This window comes from Okeania sp. SIO2C2 (assembly GCF_010692625.1).
GTDB classification, from domain to species: domain Bacteria; phylum Cyanobacteriota; class Cyanobacteriia; order Cyanobacteriales; family Microcoleaceae; genus Okeania; species Okeania hirsuta.
Window position 1 is genome coordinate 1 of the sequence record NZ_JAAHGM010000107.1, and the last position, 16,171, is coordinate 16,171.

General features: G+C 38.6%; 12 protein-coding genes and 1 pseudogene. 6 read left to right on the forward strand and 7 right to left on the reverse strand.

Annotation, left to right across the window (positions count from 1 at the left end; genetic code table 11):
* Positions 1-213: 213 nt before the first annotated feature.
* Positions 214-354, reverse strand: a complete 141-nt coding sequence (locus F6K18_RS34605; protein WP_287527682.1) for a hypothetical protein — start codon at positions 352-354, stop codon at positions 214-216.
* Positions 355-872: 518 nt separating this feature from the next.
* Here F6K18_RS34605 and F6K18_RS34610 point away from each other — a divergent pair.
* Positions 873-1,079 carry a hypothetical protein gene (locus F6K18_RS34610; RefSeq protein WP_287527685.1) on the forward strand — a complete coding sequence of 69 codons (207 nt, stop codon included), beginning with the start codon at positions 873-875 and terminating at the stop codon, positions 1,077-1,079.
* Between the two features lie 86 nt (positions 1,080-1,165).
* On the opposite strand, the gene F6K18_RS34615 is transcribed toward F6K18_RS34610, so the two are convergent.
* Together F6K18_RS34615 and F6K18_RS34620 are read right to left on the reverse strand one after the other, a co-directional pair.
* Positions 1,166-1,840: a response regulator transcription factor gene (locus tag F6K18_RS34615; RefSeq protein ID WP_124143623.1), complete on the reverse strand. Its 675-nt coding sequence runs from the start codon at positions 1,838-1,840 to the stop codon at positions 1,166-1,168.
* 507 nt (positions 1,841-2,347) lie between these two features.
* Complete coding sequence (locus F6K18_RS34620; RefSeq protein ID WP_287527687.1) at positions 2,348-3,163, reverse strand: DUF1838 domain-containing protein; 816 nt, start codon at positions 3,161-3,163, stop codon at positions 2,348-2,350.
* Between the two features lie 452 nt (positions 3,164-3,615).
* Here F6K18_RS34620 and F6K18_RS34625 point away from each other — a divergent pair.
* Together F6K18_RS34625 and F6K18_RS34630 are read left to right on the forward strand one after the other, a co-directional pair.
* Positions 3,616-4,416 (forward strand): annotated as a pseudogene (locus F6K18_RS34625) (DUF1838 family protein).
* Positions 4,417-4,829: 413 nt separating this feature from the next.
* Positions 4,830-6,182: an aromatic ring-hydroxylating dioxygenase subunit alpha gene (locus F6K18_RS34630; protein ID WP_287527688.1), complete on the forward strand. Its 1,353-nt coding sequence runs from the start codon at positions 4,830-4,832 to the stop codon at positions 6,180-6,182.
* Here F6K18_RS34630 and F6K18_RS34635 read toward each other — a convergent pair.
* From F6K18_RS34635 to F6K18_RS34645, 3 genes are all read right to left on the reverse strand, one after another.
* Positions 6,174-6,461, reverse strand: coding sequence for a hypothetical protein (locus F6K18_RS34635; protein ID WP_287527690.1), 288 nt, complete (start codon positions 6,459-6,461; stop codon positions 6,174-6,176). The genes F6K18_RS34630 and F6K18_RS34635 overlap by 9 nt on opposite strands.
* Positions 6,462-6,535: 74 nt before the next feature.
* Positions 6,536-6,682, reverse strand: a complete 147-nt coding sequence (locus F6K18_RS34640) for a hypothetical protein (RefSeq protein ID WP_287527693.1) — start codon at positions 6,680-6,682, stop codon at positions 6,536-6,538.
* A 36-nt stretch (positions 6,683-6,718) separates the two neighbouring features.
* Positions 6,719-8,209: a dihydroorotase family protein gene (locus tag F6K18_RS34645; RefSeq protein WP_287527696.1), complete on the reverse strand. Its 1,491-nt coding sequence runs from the start codon at positions 8,207-8,209 to the stop codon at positions 6,719-6,721.
* Between the two features lie 885 nt (positions 8,210-9,094).
* Here F6K18_RS34645 and F6K18_RS34650 point away from each other — a divergent pair.
* From F6K18_RS34650 to F6K18_RS34660, 3 genes are all read left to right on the forward strand, one after another.
* Entirely contained in the window at positions 9,095-9,712 is a 618-nt protein-coding gene (locus F6K18_RS34650; protein WP_287527698.1) for a glutathione S-transferase family protein, read from the forward strand.
* Between the two features lie 314 nt (positions 9,713-10,026).
* Positions 10,027-10,419 carry a hypothetical protein gene (locus tag F6K18_RS34655; protein ID WP_287527701.1) on the forward strand — a complete coding sequence of 131 codons (393 nt, stop codon included), beginning with the start codon at positions 10,027-10,029 and terminating at the stop codon, positions 10,417-10,419.
* 173 nt (positions 10,420-10,592) lie between these two features.
* Positions 10,593-10,985 carry a hypothetical protein gene (locus F6K18_RS34660; RefSeq protein WP_287527703.1) on the forward strand — a complete coding sequence of 131 codons (393 nt, stop codon included), beginning with the start codon at positions 10,593-10,595 and terminating at the stop codon, positions 10,983-10,985.
* Between the two features lie 553 nt (positions 10,986-11,538).
* Here the strand turns inward: F6K18_RS34660 and F6K18_RS34665 are convergent.
* Positions 11,539-16,171 (reverse strand): CHAT domain-containing protein (locus F6K18_RS34665; protein WP_287527705.1); only part of this gene is annotated, 4,633 nt, incomplete at its 5' end.

The window sequence follows — 16,171 nt, forward strand, 5'->3', positions numbered from 1 at the left end:
CAACTCAACATTACTATTGGACAATAGTTAAAAAAAATCCAGATTTTGAAAGTGAGTGTTCTTCAGGGAGAAATATCTAGGCAAAAACTTTACTCAAGCACCTAACAACATAGCGATCGCTTCTCCTAAGTGTATCTCAACTCAACATTACTATTGGACAATAGTTAAAAAAAATCCAGATTTTGAAAGTGAGTGTTCTTCAGGGAGAAATATCTAGGCAAAAACTTTACTCAAGCACCTAACAACATAGCGATCGCTTCTCCTGAGTGTATCTAAACTCAACATTACTATTGGACAATAGTTAAAAAAAAATCCATATAGCGATCGCACCATTGTTTCAAAAAGATAATTCACGTTTGCTATTCACACAATCTTGAAGGTATAAATCAATTAATTCTTGATAATAAATTCCTTTTTCTTGTGCTTTTTTCTCAAAATATTCTATTACTTCAATCCCTAAAGATAAACTTATCTGACATTTCCTAAGATTAGAGTGTATATTTTGTTTGTTACTTGGGCTGAAGCTATGACTTCAAAGCCCAAGTTTTTTTGTACTAAGTCCCTAGTTAACTTCCAGGGATGCTTACTTTTGATTTTTCATATTTTTATATTAAACGATGTATACGTCTGTATATAGCTTTTTTTGATCAATATTACTGATGTATACGTCAGAATAGAAGATTGAAGAAGGAGACAGGAGACAGGAGACAGGAGACAGGAGGAAAATTACATGGGGATTCTAACCCCAAGTAATTTTGAACACCCCCGTTGACGGTGGGGTATTAAACCCACAAAGAAAATGATAAAAAAATATGACCGATGTATACATAGTATAATAGTATAATAGATGGAAAAATCATCAGCAAAAAATTATGTCCAAGTTAGTCAGAAATAAAAAAGGCCAAATAATGACCGTATTAGGTGAAGGTGAAAAGCCAAAAGCTGACAAACCTTTATCTGTAAGAGTTCCACAGGATATTGATCAGTATGTGCGATCGCTCCCTAATAGAAGTCAGTGGTTAGAGGAAGCTATAACAGAAAAGGCGAGAAAAGAAATGCAGGAATATAGTAAGGAATAGTTTCACAATTAATAATTAATAGTGGGAAAAACATTTCTATAGTGGGAAAAACATTTCTCCAGATAATATTTTTCCTTATTCCTAAATTATTCCCGCAAAACATAACCCACTCCTCGCACAGTTTGAATTAACCTTTTTTCTTCATTAGATTCTAACTTCAAACGTAAGTAACGAATATAAACTTCAATAATATTTGAATCCCCCATAAAATCATAACCCCAGACAGTTTCTAAAATTCTATCTCTTGTCAAAACTTGTCGAGGATGAGCCATTAAATATTCCAATAAATCAAATTCTTTTGCTGTTAATTCAATTGCCCTATTATCCCGATAAACCTCCCTGGTACTTCTATTTAAACTCAGGTCTTCAAACATTAATAAATCGGGATTAGGTTCTTGAGTACGTCTAAGATGTGCCCTAACCCTAGCTAATAATTCTTCCACACTAAAAGGCTTTAATACATAATCATCCGCCCCTGCATCTAAACCAGCTACGCGATCGCTCACATCATCCTTAGCTGTTAATAGAATAATTGGTACTTTATCACCAGTAGTTCGCAAACGACGACATAATTCTAACCCCGATAAACCAGGTAACATCCAGTCAAGAATTATCAAATCTGGCTTAATTTCTCGTGCCATTGTTATGCCGGCGAACCCATCATTAGCCACCGTTACTTGATAACCTTCATACTTAAGTTCTAGCTCGATAAATTGAGCTAGTTTTGCCTCATCTTCAACTACCAAAATGTTAGATGACATTTGTTTTTTAATCTAAACACTGCTATTTATTCTATAGTAGGGAACAGGGAATAGGGAATAGGGAATAGGCAACAGGCAACAGGCAACAGTCAGAAAAACATTTCCCTGTCTTAGGGTTCATTATCAACATAAGTCCTCAGCAACTCATTTCTTGCTATACTATTATTTTAGATAGTTAAGAAAGAAGAATTTACCAAATAATTAAGGTTTAAAAACTCTACGCATCAAAGAAAAAAAGAAATTTTTTTTTATTCAATCCTCTTATTCAAACACAAGTCCTAACAAGGAAATATTTGTAGTGCGGGCATCTTGCCCGCGATAGGTGCATCTTGTCCTGATGAAATTTGCTGTAATTATTAGACTTCTCCAATAATAAAAAATCAAATCAATTATCGCACAGAAATTATCAATTATTTCTCCCTACTCTGTAGGGACGTTGCATGCAACGTCCCTACGACCTACTCCCTCTTCTCTGAAGATATCTATTAATTATACAAATAAATAATTCTACTCAACTTCTTCTACCGGAATGGGAAATTTTTCTCCTTTCAAATAGGCATCAAAATTTTGCTTAAAATAAATCCAAGAAGTCACATCATCTTTATCTAAAAGAGATTTAGCTGCATTTTTAAACAACGGAACGCGAGTATTCATTTCATCCTGAATTAACTGGGGTAATTCTGCAACACTAGCCACCTTCCCACCCCAGGCACTATAAATTAGATTACCAGAGCGATCGCCCATTTTCATCCATGGCACCCAAGGACCTATTCTATCCCATGCCAACATTACCTTAGATACAGAAGTTGTGTCAGGATTTTGTAAATCTGCCGTAGGCACTGTCAACTTAAACAATTCGCTAGCTTGATAAAGAGGTTGAGGACTATATTCAGCAAACTTTGGATCGTCAGCGAGGGGGTTGGGATAACTAGAAAATAGGTCAAACTTATAAGTAGTCAACTCTTCATCAACTAATGCAGGCATTGGTCTTTTGAACAACCCCTGTACCGGATTATTGGCCACATGAACTACAGGCAAAACTTCATCAGTCCAGGGATTTTTCCAAGTATCCAACTTTTCCCCTGTTTCGGGGTCAAGATAAAAGGTTAGTTCCCTGGAAGTGAAATCCCAACCTCCCTCAGACCTCGGAATACATCTGGCCACACTCATCCCTACTATTTGGAACAAATGCTGTTTTGCTTCCCCAGGAATAAACGCATAAACCGAACCCTGCCAAGTCAGAAAAGATTGTTGAGCGTCGGTACTAGCACGCACTTTAACCCAGTCTTTTGCTTCAAGGAGTTTTTTGGTGAGATTGACCATTCGTTTGCTGATATAATTTTTTGTCTATAATAATATAGCAATTAGCAGTCAGTTATCAGCTATCAGCTTGATTTTTTTGTTTTTTCGTCTAACTTTTTAGACATACTTTATATGTGAAAGAGAAATTATAATTCAGAGCTAATTTTAATTACTAAATAGTCAATCAGCAATTATGTAAGCATTCAGCTATTCCTGCGGAATGCTACGCAAACAGCTTTTGAACCTAATAACTTACTCAAGTTAGCTAATGACCTTTTTATTTCCTGCGGAATGCTACGCAAACATAAATTTTAATTCTCTTTGGAGACTAATTCCTCCTTCGGTATAATAGTAAGTTCATAACTCATAGCTGATAGCTGATAGCTGACAGCTGTTTGCCGAGCATTCCGTAGGAAATGCTTACGTAATTATCAATTAATACAAAAATAAATTATAGAAAGCTGGAGTTAATCATGGGTGAATATTTTAATGACTATGAATTCGATAACTTAAATTTTTATAGAGAAAATCATGGTAAACAACTTTACTATAATTGGGGTGGAGAAGTTTGGTGGATAGAATCACCTGGAAAACCTCAAGAAAAGTTGTTTTCTATTATTGGGATGAATGCCACAAAAGTATTTCTTAAACCACATCCAGAATATGGGGAAGCCGGACATAGAATTAATCGGGAAATATGTTTATTTTGCGACTCATCTACTCAAGAAGTATTACACTATTGGCGACCTAGAGAAGGAGTAAAAGAAGTTCCTGTCATACATATTGCTAACCGGATGGTACAGGGTTTTGTCTCACCAAAAAAAATTGTAATTCCTCAGAATTCTGGATATGTGAAAAAAGTTATAGAAATTCCTTTAGAATATCCTCATCCTTTGGCAAAAGAAAGTAAATATCGAGATTATTGCCCTGGAGAAAAATTTAAAGGAGTAGAATATTTTACCTCTAGTGTGGCTCGACCAGGGGTAACAGAAATACCTCCTTCTGAGTGGGCGAGAGATTGTCCGTGGATGCCTTGGATGAAATTAGGTTATGGTCATCCAGCTCGGTTAAGATTTGAAACTACTATTTCTAGGGTAGAATCTTTTGAATAACTTCATCCTAATTTAGTGAAGTTGGTGAGAGAAACATTGCCAATTTATGAGTTTGCTCCTGATGAAAGTGATGAACCAAATGTGACAAGTATTTTGTATTTTAAGAAGTATTTTGATGCTTATTTAAGAGGGGAAAAATTTCCAATTCCAGAGACTACTTAAGTTATATCATTTTCGGTTGAATACTTATAAATAACTGTTGTGAGGAGTCAGGATTCAACCCACCCCTAACCCCCAGGGCTAATTCATTGTCACGAGAGAAAAAATAAGTAGGGGAGTGGGGAAGTGGGGGAGTAGGGGAGTAAAGTCAATTCATCGTCAACAGAGAAAAATTGTATCCTTTGAAATTTTGAAATTTCGTACATCTTAACTAGAATTAGTTAACCAAAAATATAGGGTTGTAAATATTCTCGCTACGACAATGAATTAGCCCTGCCCCTCGCCCCTCCCCCTCCCAGGAGGGGAACTCAGGAGTCAGAAGGAAATATTGGAGGAAAGTAAAGATAATTTCAGTTTAACCGGACATGATATAAGATATATCTGCAATTTACCTAGTCAATAAAAAGGTGCAAAAGATGAGGAAAAATTTCAGTAGAGACGAGATGGAAACAGTGCAGGAAATATTGCAAACAGATAGCCGACCTGTGCCGCCTGTACTCAAACAAGAGTCGGTCAAAAATCTGGGAACTGCCGATATTCCCAGAGAAATATTTTTTTCTCCTGAATATCATAACTTAGAGGTGGAAAAGTTGTGGAAAAAAGTCTGGCAGTGGGCTTGTCGAGAAGAAAATATCCCCAATGTCGGCGATTATGTGGTATATGATGTAGCTGACCTTTCAGTAATTGTTGTCCGGAGTAAAGCTGATAAAATTCAGGCATTCTACAACTCTTGTTTGCACCGTGGAACCCAGTTATGTGTTAACGAGGGAAATACTTTAGCTCTAAAATGCCCCTTTCATAGTTGGACATGGAAACTGGATGGTACCCTGGCTCATATTCCTTGTCGGTGGGATTTTGAACAAGTAGAGGATGAAGCTTTCCGGTTGCCTGAAATTAAGGTGGCAACATGGCAGGGTTTTGTCTTTATTAATTTTGATCCAAATTGTGAGTCTCTTGAAAGTTACCTAGAAAATGTACCTGAACATTTCCAACAGTTTGCTTTACAAGAAAGGTTTATAGCAGCTCACGTTGCCAAAGTGATGCCAGCTAACTGGAAAGTAGCACTAGGGGCTTTTTTAGAAGGTTATCATGTAATTGCAACACATCCACAAATTCTCAAATTCAGTGGAGACGCTAACTCCCAAAATGACATTTATGGTCGTCATAATCGGGGAATTATGCCTTTTGCGGTGCAAAGTCCCCATCTAGGTAAGCCACGAGACCCACAAACTGCTGCTACAGGTCTAATGGAATTTATGGGAATTGACCCAGAAATATTACAGATATCTGAGGACATGAATCCCCGTGCTTATGCAGCAGAAGTCATCCGACAAAACTTCAAGCAGAATTTAGAAGTTGACTGTTCTACTGTTTCTGATACAGAGATGCTGGATATAATTTCTTACTTTATTTTCCCTAACTTGATGATATTTCCTGGTGTCGGTCAACCTTTCATGTTTCGTTTTAAACCTTATGGTAATGACCCTGATAGTTGTATTATGGAATTCCTAGTCTTGCAACCTTGTACATCGGGAGTTATGCCACCAGCAGCTAAAATTCATTGGCTGACATCTGAGGAAAACTGGAGTGATGTACCAGAATTGAGACAAGCAGGACCAGTGCTAGATCAAGATGCTTCCAACTTACTCCTGCTGCAAAAAGGTTTGAAAGCATCTGCAAAACCTGGTATTACTTTGGGTAACTATCACGAATCTCGAATCCGTCACTTTCATCAGGTATTGGATAAATATTTGAGCGAATCAGCCTAAAAATGTAGGTTGGGTTGAAAGGAGTGAAACCCAAAAAAACCTTACCAAAATAATTGGGTCTAAACCTCCACCTTTTAAGGCGAAATGTTTTTGGAGAGTTGCTCTAATCCCCGTTAAAAAAACATACGTCGCCAATCCGACGGCTCCCCTATCTGACTTCCCCTGCTGACTCCCCTCCTGGGAGGGGTGGGGGTCGGTTGGGTTAGGGGTGGGTTGAATTCTGATATCAAATCCGCTGGCTACGGTTCCCGAGAAATCGGAGTAAATAAATTCGACCATCAGAAAAGAGTGAAAACTCCTAGTTTGTGGAGGGTTTGGAGACCAAACCCCTAAGGCTTTGAATTCTACCGATACTACCGGATTTGATATGACTTCTGACGCGCGTTAATATTGTTGGGTTTCGGTTCCTCAACCCAACCTACACCTAAAACTTTTTGAGGAAATGGAGCATAACGTAGCACTCTTGATATTGCTGGTGCGTTACGAAGTGCGCTTTTCATGTCGCGTAGCGAAACAGCACCCTACTTTTCTTCCTGTTAACTGTTAACTTTTTTCCCATAGGGTCGCGACAAATATTTTCCTTGGGGTGACCCTAAAACTTCTCCTTTGTCATAAATCAATTTTCCCCGCAAAAATGTACTTTTTACTTTTCCAGTCAACTCCATTCCTTCAAATGGTGTATAACCCTGTTGTGATTCTGACTCGCTCGCACGCACAACAAAAGTTTCATTGGGGTCAAAAAGTACCAAGTCTGCATCATATCCTACAGCAATATCGCCTTTTTCTAACAAACCATAACGTTGTGCGGGGTTCCATGACAACAACTCAGCCATATGATTTTCAGACATCCCTCTTTTTTTGCCTTCGCTAAAAACTCCAGATAATAAATATTCCGTACCGCCAAAACCAGATTTTGCTAACCAAATATTCTCTGGGTCTTGACTGCTAGCTTTTTTCTCCGCCGAACAACAGGCATGATCGCTGACTATCCAATCAATTTGTCGATTTAATACCGCTTGCCATAAATATTCTACATCTTCACGGGAACGAATAGGTGGATTTACTTTCGCCCATTTGCCTGTAGGTGCATCCACATCTAATAATAAATGCCCCACTGTCACTTCTCGGCGAAAGTTGATATGAGGGAATGTTGTTTGCATCATTAATGCTGCTTCCACAGCTTTTTGGGAACTCAGATGTAATAAATTAATATTGACACAATTGGTTTCATAAGCTAAATAGGAAGCAATAACAATTGCTAGTGCTTCCGAATGGGGAGGACGAGCAGCACTATAAGCTTTGAGACCAGTGAGAGAATTATCATTTTGAACGATTTTAGTATAAGCATTAAGAATATCTGCAACTTCACAATGCAAACTCAAACTAATATAATCCTGCATTTCTGGATAACTTTCCCGTAATTTAGTTAACCCCCGCATGATAAATTCAAAATGAGCAAAATCGTATCTTTCTGATTTGTCAATCATCAAAAATAGGTTTTGTTGGTCTGACATTCCGTGCAAACCATAGCCACCATAAAACATAAATATTTTGAATGATGGCACGCCATATTCCTCAAATAAAAATTGTAATTCATCAATATGACCACTGCTAATAGGGGCGAGATGGTAGCCATAGTCTACATAAAAATTACCTTCTGAAAGTTTCAATGCTTCTGGAAAAAAGTCTTTGTAAGCACCGCCTCGGTTGAGATAATATTGTCCGGTACGAATATAGGTTAAACCTGTTGTCACCCCACCCATGGCAGCAGCTTTTGTTTCTGTAATAGCGTCTTGAGGTAGAGGTTGATAAATACCAATGTGTTGATGGGAGTCTACTAACCCAGGAAAACCTAATAATTCTTTGGCATCAAATACCTCCTTACCTAATTCTGGGTTGATTTCTGGAGCAATATGAGCAAACTTGCCATTTTTAATTCCTAAGTCGAGGCGAGCGATCGAATTCTGATTTGGGCGCACTACCCGGACATTTTTAATAACGAAATCGAAATTTAATACTTCTGACATTAATTTATCCCCAATAATTGAGCAAGATTTTTATTTTGACATAATTGGAAATTATATAGCAATGGCAATGGAGGTGTTATAAGAAACCGGGTTTTTGAGAGGTAGATGTTAGTTAGTGGGGTATTTCAAACAAACTATTAGAAACCGGGTTTTTGAGAGGTAGATGTTAGTCAGTGGGGTATTTCAAACAAACCCGGTTTCTACGCTTTTTTATACCGATACCGCAGACAAACCCAGAAACCGGGTTTTTCAATGTTTATTATAAAAATAACGATTTCTCCTATAAACCCGGTTTCTTTGCGTAATATCATGTCCGGTAGCATCGGTATTGTAAGGTAAGGAAGAAGGAAGAAGTAAAAAGGTTAAAAAGCTGGAAAAAACTTCAAAAAACTTAAATTTGCTGTAAATATTCACGCTAACTTTGACACAAACGATACCAGCGGACATGATATAAGTCCTAATATAGTTGAAAAACTAAATAGTTGAAAAAACCAAATTTTATGGTAAACTTTATTGTGGGTATTCAACTCTCACCAATAAGACTCTGTCCTGAAGGAAAGTGTTTAATGAATATAGACTTTAAGGTCAAGGGAGCCGACTTTCGTAGTAAGATTTAATTCTAACTCAATTAATCAAGCTCTAAGCATTCAGCTCTCAGCTTTTTAATAAATGAAGTAAGGATTCGTTGAACTTATACTACATTTTTAACCAGAGAATTGAAGCACAAAAACGACGAGTTTTAGTTGTCAACCCATACAATAAAAGCTAATAGCTGAAAGCTGACAGCTGATGCTTACATAAAGCTTTTATCCCACTAAAAGCAATAGCTGATGGCTGAATGCTGATAGTTTACACTTTATTTATGGCTTTTTTGGAGATATCTCAATGAAAAGAATTTTATATTATCATCCACTATCAAACTTTGCTCGAAAAATTCGGATATTATTAGCAGAAAAAAAATTAGATTATGAACTCAAGGCTGTTAATCTACAGAACAAACCCGATGATTTTCTGAAAATTTCTCCCATTGGTAAAGTACCTGTGTTTGTAGAAGAAGATGGCACAGTCATTTGGGATTCTACATTAATTGCTGAGTATTTAGACGAAACTTATCCAGAACCAAATTTTTACCCTACTCATCCCCAGGCAAAACTTGAATGTCGTAAATGGGAAGAGTTAGGAGATAATTTAGGGGATAATATTATCAATTTATGGAAACTAAATTTGACAAACAATTTTGACCCTACTGATTATCGAACACAATTAGAAACGTCAATTAATGGTCTCTTATCAGTTTTCGATCAACAATTAGCTAAATCTAAGTATTTGTTAGGTGATGAACAATGGACAGTAGCAGATGTAACAACATTATGTTCTTTGGGTTACTACAACCTTCGGGTAAATGAAGATTGGGTTTTGGAATATGAGAATTTAAAAAACTGGTTCAATAGATTACATCAACGTGAATCAGTAAAGTCTACTGTTCCTTTAAATAAGGAGTAGGAAGTAGGTAGGGACTAAGTATGCTTAGTCCCTACAGAGTCAGGAGGAATAGGAATTATAGAACCCACTTAGTATCTATAATTTATTACTTTTAGGGTTTAGTAGTTGCGATCACCTCAAGTTAAAAATCAAAAGTCAAAAGTCAAAAATAGTATGGTGGGTAAATGTAGTTGTTAATATTAGTAATCAATAATGGATGCCCTAAACTTGTGGAATATAAAGAAAAGCTAAATAATAGTCAATCTAATACAGTTTGTTATAGTCTATAATTGGAGAAAACGTTCGCATACAAAGTGACTTACGGAGTAATAAAAATGAAGAAAGCATTAGGCAAAGTCATCGTTGCATTTTTTGTCTGTTTACTATCTTTTGCAGTAGTTTCCCCCAGCCATGCAATGGCAGCTCCATATTATTGTTATTTAGAAGAAAATCAAGAATGTGTAGAAACATTGTCGTACTCTGGAGACTTGTTATATGTAAATATACCTCCATCTGGAGTTAACTTAATAGATGTTACTTTCGGCAATTACTCACATGACTATGAAGCTGTAGTTAACAGTAATATTGACAACCCAATAGTAATACCCCCATATAATAGTGAAAGAAGAATTTATCAAGTCGTACCAGCAAGCTCAGTTACATTCTCAAATGCGAGTCCTGTTCCAGATACACCAGTACAAATCAGAGTATTTGGGTATAGTGGTTAATTAAGATAATTTTTTGTAGGGGTGGGCAAATGTAGTGATTGATATTAGCAGTTAATAGACTTGATGTTTGCTCACCCTACCCATCACGAAACAATTGTAATAATAGAGGAAGAAACTCCTCTGGATATTTGGAGAAAACGTTCACACACAAAGTGACTTACGGAGTAATAAAAATGAAGAAAGCATTAGGCAAAGTCATCGTTGCATTTTTTTTCTGTTTACTATCTTTCGCAGTAGTTTCCCCCAGCCCTGCAATGGCAGCTGAATATTGTTTTTTAGGACAAGAGCCACAATGTTTTCGAGAATTGCCATTCTCTGGAGACTTGTTATATGTAGATATACCTGAATTTGGAGTTAGCTCCATAGATGTTATTCTCACCAATTTCTCAAATGGCAATGAAGCTGTAGTTAACAGTGATATTGATTATCCAATAGTAATAGCCCCAGATGACCGTCCAGTCCAAAGAAATTATCCAGTCGTACCACGAAGCTCAGTTACATTCTCAAATGAGAGTCCTGTTCCAGATACACTAGTAAGAATCAGAGTATTTGGGAATAGTCGTTAATTAAGATAATTTTTTGTAGGGGTGGGCAAATGTGGTGATTGATGTTAGCAGTTAATAGACTTGATGTTTGCCCACCCTACCCATCAGATCAAATCTGGTAGCATCGGTTTAACGAAGTCAGAACTCAGAAGTCAGAATTCAACCCACCCCTCGCCCCTCCCCCGACCGTGGAGGGGAAGTAGGGGATTTGAGCTTCACTCCAAAAATATTTCGCCAGTCAAGGCGGGGTGGCGCGACCCATATTATTTTGATAAAATCTTTTGAAGGTAGGAGGACCGAGTCAGGTAGGGGAGCCGTCGGATTGGGGACGTACAGGATTCAGGAGGAGAGAGAATCACAAAGATGAGCGTATTTATGACGATGGGAAAATTTTTTTATGTTCAATAAAACGGATTTGAGATCAGGAGCTAGAGAAATAGAATAGGGGAAAAAGCGGATGCAACCCCGCGACGACGTTAGTTGCATCTGGTAGCGCACCAAGCAGGTGGAAATTTGCCTCCCCATCACCCCATCACCCCATCACCCCATCACCCCATCACCCCACACTTCCCTACTACCAAGGACTACCCACCATGGTAAACCCTGCCCAATAATAAGGGTGAGATAATTTTCGATTCCTCATTTCCCCAAGCACCGATGGTAACTCTACTGACTCACGACCTCCAACCCTCCATATCTGATTTCCCCTAATCACCACATCCCCACGCAACATTGATAACTGCGCCTGTCTTACAGCTTCCGCCTTAATCTTAGTCTGATTCAAATGACTATAAAACTCAGTCATTAATGCTAAGGTGGCTCGATCATTCACATACCAAATACTAGCTAAAGCTGACTTTACTCCTGCTGCTATTGCTAACCCCGCAAATCCTAATTCGGCATCTTTGTCCCCAAAGGCGGTGCGACAAGCTGATAATACTAACAATTCTACAGAACTCTCATTCCAACCCAACTCCCTAATTTGGTCTAATTTTATTTGTTCTTCACCCCACAACTGAATGTAAGAATTACTAATTTTTCCCGGTCTAAAATCAGCATGAGTAGCTAAATGAATAATAGGATAAGGATAACTTTCTCTTTGAGTAATTAAATTATTCAGAGTAAAATCTTCATTGAGGAACATACTACCCTGCCATAGTTTTTGGGAAACAACTTCTAGTTCGATAGGTACTCCTGGTAAGGAATTGTGAGCAATAAACTCACTTGCTCCCATTGCTAATACCCGAGTATCTTGAAGCGTTCGGTAGTTGGTATCCATTAAACTAACACTGGGAATTAAACTCAGGCTATATTTTTCGATCAGGAATTGTTCGCCATCGTGTAATGCTGCTACGGCTAAAGTGCGCAAACCTTCATCCATACTGAATAGTAAGGTATCGATATTAGCTGCTTCTAGTTCCGATGCTATGGGTGCGATGAGCCAATTGTATAATTTTTGTGCTGGTGATAGATAACTATCATTATCTTGGTTAGCTGGAGTTGTAACTCTTATTCGTAATAAGAGTGCAACTTCCATTATTTGTTCGCGGTTAACAGAGGGAATGGTTTTGATTATTGGTTGACCTTCTTTGGTATATAAGATTATTTGTAATTGTTCTGGATAGACATTAATATAAACAATGGCAGATTCTTTTCCGGTTTGATTTGCCATGTCGCTTAAAATATCTCGGACGCTTTGTGTAGAAATTAATTTTTCCTCCAAATCTGCTCCCAGGTAATCTGAGTATTCCTGGAGACTGTTTCGTTCTAACGTTGTTACTACTTGGTCTGAAGCTGTAGCTGTTATTAGAGATTTGGTATTAACAGGATTAATTGTTTTTAAGATTTTTTGGGTGTCAGTTGTAGTGCTGATAGATGTTTCTGTTTGTTCTTGAGCAGTACCAGCATTGATTGTTTGGTTATTGTTAGTGGGAGTGGTCAGGGTGAAAAAATTGATATTGCTTGATATTTGCTGTAATATTGACTGGGTGGAAGTGGTGTCAGTTGAGGTAATTACTGGTATCTCTGTTGAATTGTTAAGATTTTCTGATTGGGTAGGGTTAGTTTCTACTGGGAGAATCTGGTTATCAGTGGTATTTTCTGGTATAATAATGTCGCCACTATCAATATTAGTAATTGTTTCTATTTCCTGTGGGGCGATCGCTATTTGTTCTGGGGTATTGGTATTATCTGGAGTATTATTAATAATTGCATTCCCGCCTTCAGAAATAGCTGTTTGCTCTTCTACGGAAATATTACCACCTGGTTGAAGATCGATATTAGCATCTCCTTGATTGGCGATCGCCTCTTGATTACCTACAGAAATATCCCCTCCAGCATCAATATCAATATTAGCATCTCCTTGATTGGCGATCGCCTCTTGATTACCTACAGAAACATCCCCTCCAGCATCAATATCAATATTGGCATCTCCATCTCCAGAAATTACAGTTTGGTCTTCAGTGCTGATATCTCCTGTTGCATCTAGATCGATACCACCTGCTTCTCCCTCTGAAGCAATAGATTCTAAGTCCAAAGTAGTAATAGAGCCATCAGTTGCTTCTAGTCGAATAATACCTGAACTGACTGTACCCAAAGAACTTAAGTTTCCTGTAGTTATTTGACTGCCATTAATAATAACTTCACCACTGGGGCCGTCCGGTGCTTGAGTTGTCACATTCCCTGTATTCACTGTTGCTATCTGACTTTGAATTCTCAAATCCCCACTTTCAGTCGCACCAAAGGATGATACATTTTCCAGATTCACACTTTCTGGGGCATCAATCTCAATATTTCCTCCTCTGCCTTCCTCTGAGAAAGAAGTAATGTCTCCCGTTGCACTAATCTCCCCTATTTCACTCTCCAATGTAATGTCACCTCCCTGTTGTATCCCTTCCGAACGAATTCCACTAATACTTACATTACCCAGAGATGTGAGAGTAACATCCCCACCGATACCCTCCGTAGAAAAAGTGTTTAACTCCCCTTGAACATCTATGCTATTTGCACTCCGACTGTCAATAGTAATATCACCCCCACGCATCCTTCCCTGGGATAGAATATTTTTTAGATTAACTGAACTTTCAGCTTGAATATTCACATTCCCAGCTGTACCTTGTGCTGAAAATGTTTCTATTGCTTGGGTAGAATTGACTTCACCGTTTTCACTAATAACTTCAACGTTTCCGCCTGTGGTTGCTTTGACTTCGTTGAGTGCGCTAGCTTCTAGTTTACCTACGGTAATATTTTCTCTGCCATTGAGTTTAATGTCTCCAGTACCGTCAGGGGAACGAGAGTTTATTACTCCAGCAGTGGTGTCTATTGTGCCATTGTTGCTAGTAATATTGATATTTCCTGCTTCTCCTTGAGTTGCTTCTCCTTGAGGTACAGGTATGAGGGTAAAATTGTTAAATACTGAGATTTCTTCTCTGACAAAACCTGATGCTAGGTCTATTTGACCCACTTCTATTGTGTCATCCGCAACAATATGTATTGTACCTGTATCGCCTTCATCTGCACCGGAATATATTCTAGCTGCTGTGGTATTAATATTGCCACCCGCTTCTAAAATAATGTCTCCTCCTTTGCCTGAGTTTTCAGTATCCGATGTAGTTGCAGGTTCGGAGGCAGAGATAACATTACTATTTTCGGCGATATTGATGTCACCTCCTGCTTTTAAGAGAATTTGACCGCCGTCTGCATCAGCAAAAGAGTAAATGTCACTGGTAGTAATGTTTCCTGCGGATGCTTCTAAGGTAACTTTGCCTCCAGTTCCCTCGCCAGAATAGTTTGCCAGAAATCCATTACTGGTGTCTATGTTTCCTGTTTCTGCAATGATGGTAATTTGACCGCCTTGTTCTTCTCCGTGGGAACTGATAGTATTAGTAGTCACATCTGTTTTCGCACTCAGAGTCACATCTCCAGCGTTACCTTTTTCTGAAAATGATTGGATGGGTTGAGTAGCATTGATTTCTCTCTGTTCACTGGCAATGGTAATGTCACCTCCGTTAGCAGCTTCTTTTGATTCTGAGGCAGAAGATTGGATAACGCCTATCGTGATATTTTCTTGAGCTGTGATTTCTATTGCACCTGCGTTTCCTGTATCGGTGCTTTTAGCTGAAATGGTACTATTTTCTGCTGATAGTTCCCCTGTATTAATAGTAATTTTTCCTCCGTCTCCAGCTCCTGTGGTCTCTGTAATGATTTGACCGTCGAGTTGAAAGTTTTCACCGGGGTTGATGTTGATGCTGCCTCCGTCTCCACTATCGGAAGTAGCGGCAGATATAGTAGTATTTTCGGCTATTGTCAGGTTTTTGGTTTCTATATTGATAATACCTGCGTTTCCCCCTGCCGTAGTTTCCACCGTGATTTTTCCTTCCCCTCTAATATTGATGTTTTCTGGAGCAAATATATTGATATTGCCTCCATCTCCACTGGAAGTAGTGCGGGCAGAGATCAAGCCATTTTCGCTGAAGGTAATATTAAGGTCAGGGTCAAAGCGATCGGAACGATTTTCTCTATTCCCCTGCTCCCCTACTTTCTTATAGGGGTTAAGGGTAAGAGTACCTGCGGGGGTTTCTCCTGCGGTTTCGGCGAATATTCCGAGTTGACCTGAGATTAGTAAGTCTGTAGCATTGATGGTAATGTTGCCTCCTGCTTCAGTGTTGTTTGCTCCTTCTCTAGCTGTGGCACTGATTTGGGCATCTTCTCCTATGCTTAGTTTTCTGGTGTTGATTTCTATATCCCCAGCTTTTCCCTTATTATTGGTTTCTGTAGTTAAACTTGTTCCTGTTTCCAGGGTGAAGTCTTCGGTGTTGATATTGATAGCTCCAGCGTTTCCTTTGTCTGTGGTAGAAGCTGATATAACTACTCCATCTGAGAGGGTAAGGTTTTGGGTCTCAATGTTGATGCTGCCAGCGTTTCCTTTGTCTGAGGTTTCTACAGCGATGAATCCTTCTCCGGCGATATCTATGGTTTCTGGGGCACTGATATTAATGTTGCCTCCGTTGCCTGTGGAGCTGGTGGAGGCGGATATGAAACCGTCGTTGCTGAAATTGATGTTGAGGTCTGGGTTGTCTTCGTAGGGACTGAGGGTGAGGGTGCCAGCGTTTGCTGATGCTTCGGTTTCAGCGAATATTCCGAGTTTTCCTGTAATATTAAGTTCGTTGGTGTTGATGGTGATATTGCCTCCGTCTCCAGTGCTGGTT